The following is a 12,233-nucleotide window of genomic DNA, read 5'->3' as shown; positions in this document are numbered from 1 at the left end:
CTGACCATCAAAGAAGAGATTAGTTGGGGCACTAGAAATTGAGTCGATTCCTCAGCCGTCAGGGAGCGGACAATGAATGCCACCCGTTTTTCAATGACCATCGAAGTTTAGCACTCATGGGGAATAAGCCCGCAATCAATACGCCAACACCAACGGCCATGACTTAGTCATCAAAAACAGCCACTGAAAAAGTAACCAGCAAAACAACGACATCTGCTTTTGACGCATGACGATGTTTAAGCTAGTAAACTAATTGTATGGACTTAATTTATAGTACATGAAACTCGATCTTTTATTTTTGGACACTTCAAATAAGCTCCTACAATAATGATAGATAGTTCTATTGGAAGTATTTGTTGAAGGTGCCTCTTGATTGGAGAAGCACCTTTACATGGTTTATACAGAGCATATTACATCAGTTAGGCTTATTCGAATTTTCTTTTTCCCCTGTTTGCTCTTCTAACTCTTCTATCTTCGCTTTTTCTACTGGGGGAGTTAATTTATCTTTCTCCTTTTGGCTAAAAATGCCTAGCAAAACGACCGTTGCTTCTTTTACTTTTTTCAGAGGTTGATCACCCAATAACTCATTTGCAAACGTCAATGTCCCAAAAATAATTGTCGAGCGAACAGCATTCATAGGACCTGCATAGGCTAATTTTGTTTTAAAACTTGCATCCTTCACAAAATGCGCCGCGACTTCCATGGATTGAGTGAAAGTAAGTCTACTCAGTTGATTTTGATTATTAATCGTTGTGCTCAACACTACTTTATCATTAATAATACTAATGGGTGTGGTAACAATACTAGCTAAACCACCAGCAATCATACTTGCAACCACTTTGTTAGTTGTAGGATTCGAAAGAAATTGTTGGTTTTCTATAAAATCTGAACCAATAACCATTGCACCATAAGTAACAAGTCCACCCGTCGTTTTTATGGGATAACCCATCGCCACAATTTGTTTAACGTTATTGATTGTTAGTGGAATTTTTTCTAAAGGACAGGCCATTTTTTTGAAGATACCTTCATTTGAATAATACCCAGTTAACACGCCTCTGTTACCGTATTGAGCGACTAGAGTGTCTGCTTGTGCAAAACTAACTGTACTGATCATTTTACTGCCTTTATTAGCTGAGCTAGATTCAGTGCTTAGTTCAGCTTCCTTTGCTACTTCCACACCTTGACTTTGTTTTGCTGTTACGCTAACTGCGCCTCGCATTTGTCCAGCAACAACGTTATTCCCAAACCCTTTATAAAGTGCAAAGAAAATCGCTGAAGGTGCTGAAGGCATTCCCTTGATAGGATTGGAATGATTAATGATATTTGCCATCAGAAGATTTGTGGGTTGAACAACGCTAGTTATTCCAGCGCTAATAACTGGCACTTTGAACATTAGATTGTATACCGGAGATTCATACCATTGTAATTCTGGAGATATCGTATCTTTAGGAGCGGTTTGTTTATCATCCTCACTCTTTGGAACTTGCACTGTAGTCTTATCTGTTTCTACTTTTACAGCTGGAGTGTCTGCAGATGTTTGAGATTTTTCCAAGAATGAAGAGAAGAAATTCATCAGGCTTGCAAAATAATTTTTATTATTGCTTGCTGCAGGTGAAGTTTGAGTAGATGGCTCGGGCTTTTCTTGTTTTGGTGCAGAATCCTGAGAATATTGTTCCGCCATTTTTAAATCCCATACGGTATCGTAATCTAGACCGCCATAGGGTTCCCAAGTGGTTTCCTGAGTTGGGGTTGTATTGGACTCCTCTCTGGATTCAGCCTCACTGGATTTATCAGCCATTGTTAAATCCCATACGGTATCGTAATCTAGACCGCCATAGGGTTCCCAAGTGGTTTCTTGAGTTGGGGCTGTAATGGATTCCTCGCTGGATTCAGCCTCACTGGATTTATCAGCCATTGTTAAATCCCATACGGTATCGTAATCTAGACCGCCATAGGGTTCCCAAGTGGTTTCGTTATCAGAATTATTGTCGCTACTCGATGTTGAAGTCTTGCTATACATTTACTTGACCTCTCTTCAATATAATATTAAATGCACTAAGAGGACTATAATTTAACACCTTGACCTTAAGATAATCTTAAAGTGATGGGAAATCTTCCATTTAAAGCTATATTTTTTTATTAAATCCAAAGGAAAAGGCTAGGGATGCATTTTCGTGAAGAAACTCTATAGCATTTTTACGATGGTATTCAGTTCCATTGTCTACTCCGAACCCATCAAGGTGATTGGTATTGCTAAAGAAACAATCATCTATGCAAAACAAGTCATTATCTCTGTACCACCAGAATGTTATTTTATTTGGTGGTTTTAACCTAAAATGCATATTAAAACAGTTAAAAGATCATAAAGAAGAAAGCAATATAAGTAGTCTATTGGCGCAATATAAAATTGAATTTGATTCTGAATCTCCTGGTAGAAATTAATCATTTCAGGATTGAGTATTACCTTCCGTTGAGCATTAAAATCGACTTAGATGGCAAAATAGGATCATAGTGTTCATTATATGTTAATATATCAAGCTATACATACTATTTTGATGTGAGAAATTAGGATGTTTACAACTCTAGAAAACTCTATAAACTCATTACGAAAAGCCATTAGGGATGGTATATTACCCACCGAAACAAATCCTGTAGTACAGACTGCCGCTGAGATGCTAGAAGAGTTAAGAGCGAAAAGTACTGAGATGACGGATGCGCAAATAAAAGAAATGCACGATGTCATTATGGTCGGAGCACTGATTTTTGCGATAAGACGATGCGAACATCGACTCTATATTGCCTCATATCCTGAGCGATATAAGGTCAATGTGGATAGTCGAGTTTTTAGTATGGACGTTCTTCAGATTGCAAGGCTTGATTATACTGAAAGCAACCAGGTCAAGATACTTATTTTGGGTTCGACTTTACTATTCAATGATAAACACAAAGGATTATTTAATCCTGATGACTTTTCACCTGACGGTTTTATTGGTTGTGCCTTGCACCCATGGATATCGAAACACATGGAAGAATATAACGAACACTATCAAGTAAAAAATACTTACCCCATAGGGAATTATTCTTCCAGTAGTATAATTAAACAACTTATTAACGCTTCTCCAACAGATATTTCAAAATTTAAGGAAAAAGTAACTCATCATAATCATTATTATAATACCCACTTAAATATCGACAAAGAGCTGCATGCATTAAATAGAGTTCATCAAGAAGCTGAATTTGCTAATAGCAATGGTGGGGATCTTTCATTGAGTGCGGAGTCAGCGTTGGCGCTCTTAAAACTTGCTCCAGGTGTCAGAACTTGGCTTTTACAAGGGTATCAGCTTATTGGTAATCCTATACCGCCCCACGTCTTTGAAGAGATCAATGCCTATCTTTTGAACCTTGAACCCTCGCAAGCACGACAGGTCCAGCAACATGCAAACTATTCCTTGTATTTAAATACCAAGTCCTCGCTGCCTTTTTGGAAAAAAATCCCTTTAATGATGGACGATATCTATGAAAAGAAACTGAAAGAGCGGTTACAACACATAGAGGCCCCCCCACGCTGAGTCCACTGCCATGACTTTGCAGCAAAAAAGCATTGAGTCATTCTTTTCACCACAACCTATCGATTTTATTAAGACTGTTAGCTAACCTTGCTACCCTTTATAGGAGCAGGGTTACGCATAACACCAGCCAAAGAATTACCCATCGTCATTGAAAAATCACAGGAAGAAGTTGAGCCGATAGTTACCTTGGTGCACGCATCAAACTTACCAGAGGGAACAAAACCTTTTGTCATTGGGTGTATTAACCAGGCCTCTTGGATCCCGCGCGCATTGGTCGAGCATAAAATACCAATGGTTCATCATTTTTTCAATTTTCTTATCTTTTCCTTCTAAAATAACTAGTGGTAACCTCTCAAAAGATCTGCTTTGTTTTTCTTATATTCTTGCATAATCGAAGTTTTTTAATATATAGTGCGCATTATTCGCACTCAATTCCAAAGCCATAAAAAATGATATCTAAAACTGAGATAAAAAATAATAGCAGCCCCAAGAGCTTGCGGGATATAGTTCTTGATGTAATTGCTAAAGATCCGAGTTTAAGTCTAAGCATCATTCAAGACGAAAAAATTTGGATCCCACATCTTAAAGAAGAGTTGTTAAAAAGTACTCCATTTATGGAGTTACTACCTCTGGATTTAAAATATGAAATTGTTTTGCGTCTCCCCCTCAAGGACTGGGAAGCTTTATATACAGTAAGCAAAGAATGGAAGTTATTAGTCACTAGAGCAGCCAATGCCTATCTTGACACAAACAAAATAATGGAGAAACTTAAGCCGATTCAATCGTACGACTTTAATCTTGCGATTCAAAATTTAATGACTCAAGTTAATCTTTATCATCAGCAAACTGGTAGCCGTGCTGTTGAAGTAAGGTTGTTAAACCAGTTAGGTCAACAGGTTATGTGTTCTTTAACTTCTCCTTGGGCAAAACTGGTTTATTTGCAAAAAAAGATAGATGAAGTTCAAAACTCTATAAAAAATGAATATGGCAATTATGGCAATGGTTTTTTTTCCTCAGGCCCCAAAACTAGTCTTTTATTTAATATTCTTAATCAATTTAGGCCACCTTACTCATCAATCGTTAAATCACCATGGGTTAAAGAAGCATTGAGTTACACCCGATTTACCCCCCAGCATCCCGTTTCTAAATTTTTTCTAGAAGCCACTATTGAACTAAGTAAGCTAAAAGAACCCTATGAAGAAGCTAAAACTGAGAATCAATTTACTAGATCATTAAACTAGCCAGACTGTTAAGCAAGATTGCCCATGACAAAAATTACAGACCCGCCAGAGCTTCACGTGGTCAAGCAAAAGTTTACAACCCAGTTCAGCAACGTTCATTAAAATCTCTAGAGCCACGTAAACAAATGGCTCATGTAACCAAAGCATCTGGTGTCCACTTTACCGTTCATGATTTAAGACATACCTTTATCACTATTGCTGAAAGCTTGGATATTTCTGCTTATGCGCTTAAACGGCTAATGAATCATAAAATGAGTAATGATGTGACCGCTAGGTATATCATTACAGATGTGAAACGGTTGAGAAAACCAATGCAATTGATTACCGATTATTTTTTAAAGTGTATGGGCGTTATTAGATCTGCTGATAGTATTGGTATCCAAGCTCTTCAATTGGGATCGCATTGAGATCCCAATTAGACATAGAAAATAAATTGGTATTCCTTATATTCAATTTGGCGGTCAATGTCGGCCAAAGGATACACTTCAGTAAGATCCATTTTGGAACTCACTGCTAGACATTTTAATTTGGTACTCACTGCGTACCAAATCTCAAAAATTACATTTAAGCCTTATCTAGATTTAAAAAATAACGAGTCGCTTTAAGTTCGCCAGTTCGTTTGAGAATATCTTTTTTCACCAAGTCATTCAAATCTCTGGTTGTTGTTGCGATCGGTGCGCCTGTTATGCTCATATAATTTTTAGCACTCAAACCACCTACAAATCCATCAGGCCCCGCCTGAAATAATCTTACTAAAACCTTTTCTTGCCTTGGATTAATTTTGCCTTCCGCTTCCTTTAAAATAATTGATTTCTTAATAATGAAATCAATATATAAATAAGTGCTTTGTTGGGCTTCTAGAGCGATGTTAGCGAACCATATTAACCAAGAGGTAAGTTCCAAGGTTTTGCTTGCTAAACCTAATTGTTGGTAATATTCCTTTCGCTTTTTTAATAATATTTTTGCCAATACTGTCATTACTGGTTTTGAAAATCCTTGTGATAAAGCTTTTTCAGCTATGGCTCGCCCTATCCTTCCATTCCCATCTTCAAAAGGATGAATACTCTCAAACCATAAATGGGCTATTCCTGCCCGGGTTAATGTAGGTATAGGAGCTGAACCGGTGAGAGAACTCCGTTCAAACCAATCAATAAATTGATCCATTTCGGCTGGAACACGTGTTGAGGGAGGCGCTTCAAAATGGATTTTTCGATCGTAATCAGGACCAGAAACAATTTGCATTGTTTCTTCATGTTTACGATATTGACCTATATTTTCTAAACGATCGCTATTACCCATTAAAAATTGATGCCATTCAAATAAAACCTGATGTGTTAGTGGACTAGACATCGTTTGATATAAATTAACCATCATTTTAGCGATCCCACGCTCTGCCAAGCTAGCTCTAGGAGCTTGTGTAGACAAGCCTAGCTCTTTTTTTATAGAAGATTGAACGCTATCTCTGTTTAAATGCTCCCCTTCAATTTCAGAGCTATCCAAAGCATCAGTACACATTAAATCAATAAATAAATTTTGCTTACCTTCTTGAGATATATGTTGCGAAGAACCAATAATAATGCCCGCGTTCTCAGTAAAAGACTGTTCAAACACAACAAATTTATCGGAGTCCCAAGTAAAATTTGGCCAATTCTCAAGCTGCCAATTCCATTTCATGATTAATAACCCCCCCATTTATTAATCAAAATATAGCACAATAGTGATTAATAAAGCATGGATTTATTAATCATCTTTTGTTTCTTTAGAATTAATACAATTAAATAATTGATTCTTTAGCGTCAGGGAAATTGCCATTTTACGAATTAAATTTTGTTTCAAATTTTCACTTTGCGAAGCAATGTATATTGCGCCCTTGGAAAATTCTTTTCTTCGGGAAAATTGAATCTTAGCAAACCGATTATCGATAACTTTATAGAAGTGAATAATAGTTTACTAAAAATTCAGCTGTCTTAGGCAGGCCCTGTTTTTCTAAAGTTGATAAATAATCATCGATACTTTTAGGCGGATTTTTAAGACGAGTGCGTACAGCTTTAACAGCCGAACAGAATTTATTTGTATTTAGATCTGTGAGATGCATTAAAAAATCATCTGGATGCTGTGCTTCAATCCCATACTTATCAAGTTCTTTGTTGGGAAAATCTTTAATGTTAAATGTAACAATAACATCACATCCAGATACAATTGCTGCAGCTAAAACGTGATTATCATTAGCATCAGGAAGTTTAAGAGATTGCTCTATATCTTCAAAATTCTCAACCTAACAATCCAATACCGATTTATTCATATTGACTCGGATTTTTTCTAAAGTATCGATGTTTAAATCAGGTCTATTCTTTAAAACATTCCTAATCCATTCCCGATGGATTCGCTCAGACCATTTTGCACGGTATAAGTCACATGTAGCCAATTGCATTAATAAATCACGTAACGGGGCAGGATAAAGCACACATGCATCATATAAAACTTTAAAATTCACCATGCACTAATATCCCATATCTAACTTCTGAGCTAGATCTACTAGTTCTTGCAATGCTTTCTCGCTCTTCATTCTTTCCTGATCCTTAAATTCCATCACATCACGAGCTAATACGCGGCGGCGATTACCAATTTTTTCAAAAGGAATTTTTCCTTCTTCCAGTAATTTTACAAAATATGGCCGAGATACGTTTAGCATATCAGCAGCTTCTTGTGTTGTTAGATGTGCATGCTGTGGGATTAATGTTAAGGAATTACCCTCTGCTATTTCGTTTAAAATGGTAACAACTAACTTAACTGCTGAGGAAGGTAACTCCACGTGAACACCTTCAAAATCTAAGAAAGCTGTTTTTTTAGCAGGTAATGCAAGCTGGCGAATTTGCTGAAAAGATTGTTTGGCAATACCCCTATCATGCTTGCTTGGATTTCGAATTTCGGTTGTTAACCTTGTCATGATAAATATCTTAGAGATTATCTTAGTTCTAAGTATAGCAAAGATTCGAATTATTCGAAACAGTCGAAATAATCGAATATTATAGAACGAGTGATCTCTATCGTGCACTGAAGGCTAAGAGTTGTTTTGCTCGTTAGAAGATCCATGAAATCAGATTTTTTCATCTTCTTCCAAATCATCAATCATAGATTTAAAAGATGGATATTTCTTTCCACCTCCGCTTTCTAGCTCTTCTATAGCCTCAAGAGTTAGATTTGACCTTTCGCCCAAAAATATTACCTGTAATTTATTCCAGGCCATAATTTATTATCAAAAAGTCTCTGAGATTTCGACACATATTCGATACGCAAAAAAATCAAATTTATAAATTATGCAACCCATTGATTTCACGATGCCGCTGAGAAGAATCGAACTTCCGACCTTTTGATTACGAAACTTTATCATATCGATATCAAATAATATCATTTAATTTCAAAAAACGCTAGAACCCCTTTATTTATAAGAAATAATTGAATTTTATGAATTCAATTAGTATCATTTGATAATATACCTATACATAAATATTGGTACCAAAAATGGTACCAAATTACAAAGGACTGTGTAGATGAAATTTATCGACAGCTACATTAAAAATCTCGCACCAGAAACCACTTGGTTTGAAAAAATAGAATCGTCTGGATTAGGTGTTAGAGTAATGCCTAGCGGTAACAAGTCTTGGTTTTACCGTTTTAGCATGGGTGGAAAACGACAAAAAATGAGTTTAGGGAAATACCCTGCCATTAGCCTTAAGCAGGCTCGTGAGTTTCTTATTAAAGCTCAATCCTTAAAAGAGCAAGGGATTAATCCTATAGAACATACCAAATTAGAAAAATTAAAAGAAGATAATACCTTTTCAAAATTAATACAGTCTTGGTACGAAAATTATGCTGTTAAGAATAGAAAGCAACCCCGCCCTATCAAATATCAGATTGATTCAGAAATAATCCCTCTACTCGGAGATACAGTACTTGATAAGTTACAAACCAAAGACATTACAATCGCCCTCGACAAAATAGTACAACGAGGAGCACCCATTCACGCTAATCGCATTCTTAGCACTATTAAACAAGTTCTAAACTATGCTGTGAGTCGCGGCTATATTCAATATAATCCGGCTACCAATATACGATCACGTGATATCGGCGGTATGGAAAAGCCCCGGGAGCGAGTACTATTGCCCGAAGAAATAAAAACTATCTGGAAATTCCTTGAAAGTGATCTATGCCAAATGTCTGGATCAGCCCGGTTAGCCATTAAAATTATTATATTAACTGGTGTTAGAACAGGTGAAATCAGACTTGCCCAATGGCATCAATTTGATTTTGAACAATCTTTATGGACAATTCCTCCCGAGCATTCAAAAGGAGGAATAACTGTAAAAATACACTTGAGTGAGCTTACAAAAAAATTACTTCTTCAATTTAAAGAGCAATCTTGCTCTCCTTTTGTAATTCCAGGTATAACGAATGATGTCCCTATGTCTAAAGATGCCCTTCCCCGTGCAATTAAAAGAATCCAGATTCGGGTGGGTATTCCTGAATGGACTGCCCATGATTTAAGGAGAACCTTTGCCACACAATTGGGCGAGTCTCTTAATATTGATCCTGTAGTGATTGAAAAATGCCTTGGCCACAAAATGCCTCGCATCATGGCTACTTACAATAAAAATGAAATGTTACCCCAACGTAAAGAAGCATTGGATGCTTGGGCAAGCCATATTGCAAGATTAATCTCATTAAAGGATTGAAAAAGTCATATGAACTGCTCTATAATTAACTTAACACAACCGCCACGCCTAGAGGACGTAAGTCCTTGCGTAACCTTGGCGGTTTTTTTATGCGCATTACTATGAATAATCCTCTCATTAAATATCTAAAGCCAGCCCTAAGCTTCCAAGCCCAACTGGAAAAACTTCAAGCAAAAGGTCTTATTATAAATAATTGGCCTTCTGCGTTGCAAAGCCTTTCAAATACCAACTATTATCGGCTTAGTGCCTACTGCTTGCCATTTAAACGTTCGGATATATCAGGCAATATCACTGAACAATTTCAAGATAAGGTTACATTTGAAAACGTCATAGATCTCTATGAGTTCGATCGTAAACTAAGATTATTGATAATGGATGGGTTAGAGCGAATTGAAATTTCAGTAAGAACCAGTATTGCTTACCACCTTGCTCATAGTTATGGGCCATTTGCTTTGTCGAATCCTCAAAATTTCCATCAGCAATTTGAACATAGTTCATGGTTAACACAAATTAATAACGAGATAGAACGCTCCAGAGAATACTTTATTGAGCATTATAAAAATAAATATTTGGGTTATCCTAACTTACCAGTATGGATGGCAATAGAGGTTTTATCCTTTGGTTCATTGTCTGTCTTATTTAAAGGGCTAAAAAATGAAGACAAAAGGATAATTGCTGAAGGTTATAAGTTACATCCAAAAACTTTAGCCAATTGGCTATACTTTCTAACTTATGTAAGAAATATATGTGCTCATCATAGCCGTCTTTGGAATAAAGATTTAGCCATTAAACCCAAAATTGATGCGATTAATGAATTGTGGCTACCTCCTATTACACCAAGAAATGATCGCTCATATATTATCTTGTTGATCATCAAAAAATTACTAACCACAGCTGGTAATGGCATAGATTGGGCAATATCATCTGAGAAACTTATTCAGCCAATTGTTGAAAAATACAATTGGGCTCATGAAAGCATGGGAATTCCAAGGAACTGGATAGATCATCCATTGTGGAGAGAAGTTCAATAGCCCACATTATATGGGCTATTATGCTAAGATAAACGCATGTTTTGTTGAATCCAATGACTAACTGTTTCAGAGTGCCACGCCAGTGTTGTGCCATTTAGTTTAACGGGTTGTGGAAACTTCCCGCTAGTCCACCAACGCCTTAAAGTCAACCGGTTACGACCAAGAAGCTCCTCTAAATCAGTAATAAACAAAATCTGTTTTGGCATTTTATTATCATAAACCTGCATATTGCCCCCCTTAACCCATCTCAGCGAGTAAAAACTTCTCGGCTGACCGCTCTCGTTTAATTTCCATATCGATAAACAGAACGAATAGTTTCAGCAAATTCAGCTCAACGTTTCTATTTTGAGGTAATCGGTTATGGTGATAAATCAATTGCAAATATGCAATTGGAGAGTTAGATAAGTGAAGTGGTCTAATGGATGAACGCACCCAGTTAAGAGATAATAGTCACTTAACTGGGAGGAAAAGATGCGCAGGTCATTTTCAAAAGAATTTAAACAAGATGCTATTAGTCTTGTAATTGACCAAGGTTACAGTTGTTCAGAGGCGTCAAGAAGCTTGGGCATTTCCCAGCCACTACTTAGTCGCTGGATAAAAGAGTTTAAAGAAGACAGTGATAGCGCTTTTCGAGGGAAAGGCAAATTGCGGCCCGAACAAGAAGAGCTCCGTCAATTAAGAGAAGAAGTAAAACGCTTAAAGATGGAGAAAGACATATTAAAAAAAGCGGCGGTCTTCTTTGCCAAGGAAACGAAGTGAAGTACTCGTTTATTGCCCAACATAAGAAGACCTGGCCGGTTGACGTTATGTGTCAACTCCTGGGCATTAATCGAAATAGCTATTACAGCTCTCAAAGACGAAAGAAAGAAAAGCCTATGGATCCTGAGCATGATGAGCTCTTAGAATGGACTAAAAAGATTTCGGAATCAAGTAAGTATAGCTATGGTAGTCGTCGGATCATGAGAGGTTTAAACGCCTTAGGTTATCCTGTTGGAAGAAAAAAGACTCGCCGCCTCATGAAAGAGGCTGGTGTTTTTGTTCGATATAGAAAGAAATATAAGGTCACTACCAACAGCAATCACAAGAAGCCTGTATTTGAAAATGTGCTTAACCGTGAGTTTACTGTAACGTGTCCTGATAAGGCTTATGTGTCAGATATCACCTACATTAATACTCAAGAAGGCTGGTTATATTTAGGAGTTGTCATTGACTTGTTTTCCAGAAAAGTAGTGGGATGGAGCATGGGGTCTCGGATGACATCCGATCTGGTTTGTAACGCTCTGAAAATGGCTATTTGGCAACGAAAACCAAAACGCGGGCTGATTGTTCATTCTGACCGTGGCTCGCAGTATGCGAGTCATGACTATAGAAATCTTTTAAGTCTTTATGGATGTGTTGGAAGTATGAGTCGAAAAGGTGATTGTTGGGACAACGCTGTGGCTGAGAGCTTTTTTGGAACTGTAAAACGAGAACAAGTCCAATGGAAACAATACCAAACTCGTTATGAAGCGCAGCAAGATATTTTGAGCTACATTACTATGTTTTATAACAGTCACAGGATGCATTCGCACCTTGGCTATATGAATCCGAATCAGTTTGAACGGGTTTGGGGGGAATTTAAGAAAGTTGCTTAACTGGGTGTGTCAATTTACTTGACCA

At 37.1% G+C, this 12,233-nt stretch carries 13 protein-coding genes and 1 pseudogene; 7 read left to right on the top strand and 7 right to left on the bottom strand.

The features are described 5' to 3' along the window. Positions 1-415: 415 nt before the first annotated feature. Positions 416-2,020 (bottom strand): hypothetical protein, encoded by a 1,605-nt coding sequence (locus Lwal_RS04755; protein WP_058479758.1) that lies wholly within the window; start codon positions 2,018-2,020, stop codon positions 416-418. 154 nt (positions 2,021-2,174) lie between these two features. Here Lwal_RS04755 and Lwal_RS17280 point away from each other — a divergent pair, with 154 nt between their 5' ends. The 4 genes and pseudogenes from Lwal_RS17280 to Lwal_RS04735 form a co-directional block, all read left to right on the top strand. Next, complete coding sequence (locus Lwal_RS17280) at positions 2,175-2,330, top strand: hypothetical protein (RefSeq protein ID WP_157066265.1); 156 nt, start codon at positions 2,175-2,177, stop codon at positions 2,328-2,330. A 240-nt stretch (positions 2,331-2,570) separates the two neighbouring features. Next, positions 2,571-3,569 carry a hypothetical protein gene (locus tag Lwal_RS04750; RefSeq protein ID WP_058479757.1) on the top strand — a complete coding sequence of 333 codons (999 nt, stop codon included), beginning with the start codon at positions 2,571-2,573 and terminating at the stop codon, positions 3,567-3,569. Between the two features lie 449 nt (positions 3,570-4,018). Further along, positions 4,019-4,810 (top strand): hypothetical protein, encoded by a 792-nt coding sequence (locus Lwal_RS04740; protein WP_058479756.1) that lies wholly within the window; start codon positions 4,019-4,021, stop codon positions 4,808-4,810. 107 nt (positions 4,811-4,917) lie between these two features. Further along, positions 4,918-5,217, top strand: a pseudogene (locus tag Lwal_RS04735) (integrase); the annotation flags it as partial. Positions 5,218-5,374: 157 nt separating this feature from the next. Here Lwal_RS04735 and Lwal_RS04730 read toward each other — a convergent pair. The 5 genes from Lwal_RS04730 to Lwal_RS17630 all read right to left on the bottom strand — a co-directional run bounded on the left by Lwal_RS04730 (position 5,375) and on the right by Lwal_RS17630 (position 8,057). Next, on the bottom strand, positions 5,375-6,484 hold the full coding sequence (locus Lwal_RS04730) for a Fic family protein (RefSeq protein WP_058479778.1): 1,110 nt from the start codon (positions 6,482-6,484) through the stop codon (positions 5,375-5,377). 253 nt (positions 6,485-6,737) lie between these two features. Continuing rightward, positions 6,738-6,935, bottom strand: coding sequence for a VapC50 family PIN domain-containing toxin (locus Lwal_RS17860; RefSeq protein WP_476645816.1), 198 nt, complete (start codon positions 6,933-6,935; stop codon positions 6,738-6,740). 150 nt (positions 6,936-7,085) lie between these two features. Further along, on the bottom strand, positions 7,086-7,307 hold the full coding sequence (locus tag Lwal_RS17855) for a hypothetical protein (protein WP_231950952.1): 222 nt from the start codon (positions 7,305-7,307) through the stop codon (positions 7,086-7,088). 3 nt (positions 7,308-7,310) lie between these two features. Continuing rightward, complete coding sequence (locus Lwal_RS04720; protein WP_058479754.1) at positions 7,311-7,757, bottom strand: helix-turn-helix domain-containing protein; 447 nt, start codon at positions 7,755-7,757, stop codon at positions 7,311-7,313. 150 nt (positions 7,758-7,907) lie between these two features. Further along, positions 7,908-8,057 carry a hypothetical protein gene (locus Lwal_RS17630; protein ID WP_165481846.1) on the bottom strand — a complete coding sequence of 50 codons (150 nt, stop codon included), beginning with the start codon at positions 8,055-8,057 and terminating at the stop codon, positions 7,908-7,910. Positions 8,058-8,361: 304 nt separating this feature from the next. On the opposite strand from Lwal_RS17630, the gene Lwal_RS04715 reads away from it, so the two are divergent. Together Lwal_RS04715 and Lwal_RS04710 are read left to right on the top strand one after the other, a co-directional pair. Beyond that, entirely contained in the window at positions 8,362-9,543 is a 1,182-nt protein-coding gene (locus Lwal_RS04715) for a tyrosine-type recombinase/integrase (protein WP_058479753.1), read from the top strand. An 89-nt stretch (positions 9,544-9,632) separates the two neighbouring features. Then, the gene (locus tag Lwal_RS04710; protein ID WP_058479752.1) at positions 9,633-10,574 is read left to right on the top strand and encodes an Abi family protein; all 942 of its coding nucleotides are present in this window, start codon (positions 9,633-9,635) and stop codon (positions 10,572-10,574) included. Between the two features lie 23 nt (positions 10,575-10,597). Here Lwal_RS04710 and Lwal_RS04705 read toward each other — a convergent pair whose 3' ends face one another. Next, a complete protein-coding gene (locus tag Lwal_RS04705) occupies positions 10,598-10,801 on the bottom strand; it encodes a helix-turn-helix transcriptional regulator (protein WP_027270711.1) in 204 nt (67 codons plus the stop codon). Between the two features lie 244 nt (positions 10,802-11,045). Here Lwal_RS04705 and Lwal_RS04695 point away from each other — a divergent pair. Next, positions 11,046-12,208, top strand: a protein-coding gene (locus Lwal_RS04695) for an IS3 family transposase (protein ID WP_095197465.1) whose coding sequence is annotated in 2 segments (ribosomal slippage) — positions 11,046-11,304 and positions 11,304-12,208 — 1,164 coding nt in all. Because the reading frame shifts where the segments join, the coding sequence is not laid out codon by codon here. Positions 12,209-12,233: the final 25 nt, after the last annotated feature.

Origin of the sequence: Legionella waltersii, assembly GCF_001468085.1 — a bacterium.
GTDB classification, from domain to species: Bacteria; Pseudomonadota; Gammaproteobacteria; order Legionellales; family Legionellaceae; genus Legionella; species Legionella waltersii.
Note: the sequence above shows the minus strand (reverse complement) of the source record. Positions and strands in the feature narration are given on the sequence as shown.

Excerpts from the sequence above, each read along its gene's own strand:
- Lwal_RS04755 (WP_058479758.1), bottom strand. The coding sequence starts at position 2,020 with ATGTATAGCAAGACTTCAACATCGAGTAGCGACAATAATTCTGATAAC.
- Lwal_RS04750 (WP_058479757.1), top strand. The coding sequence starts at position 2,571 with ATGTTTACAACTCTAGAAAACTCTATAAACTCATTACGAAAAGCCATT.
- Lwal_RS04740 (WP_058479756.1), top strand. The coding sequence starts at position 4,019 with ATGATATCTAAAACTGAGATAAAAAATAATAGCAGCCCCAAGAGCTTG.
- Lwal_RS04730 (WP_058479778.1), bottom strand. The coding sequence starts at position 6,484 with ATGAAATGGAATTGGCAGCTTGAGAATTGGCCAAATTTTACTTGGGAC.
- Lwal_RS17855 (WP_231950952.1), bottom strand. The coding sequence starts at position 7,307 with ATGGTGAATTTTAAAGTTTTATATGATGCATGTGTGCTTTATCCTGCC.
- Lwal_RS04720 (WP_058479754.1), bottom strand. The coding sequence starts at position 7,757 with ATGACAAGGTTAACAACCGAAATTCGAAATCCAAGCAAGCATGATAGG.
- Lwal_RS17630 (WP_165481846.1), bottom strand. The coding sequence starts at position 8,057 with ATGGCCTGGAATAAATTACAGGTAATATTTTTGGGCGAAAGGTCAAAT.
- Lwal_RS04715 (WP_058479753.1), top strand. The coding sequence starts at position 8,362 with ATGAAATTTATCGACAGCTACATTAAAAATCTCGCACCAGAAACCACT.
- Lwal_RS04710 (WP_058479752.1), top strand. The coding sequence starts at position 9,633 with ATGCGCATTACTATGAATAATCCTCTCATTAAATATCTAAAGCCAGCC.
- Lwal_RS04705 (WP_027270711.1), bottom strand. The coding sequence starts at position 10,801 with ATGCAGGTTTATGATAATAAAATGCCAAAACAGATTTTGTTTATTACT.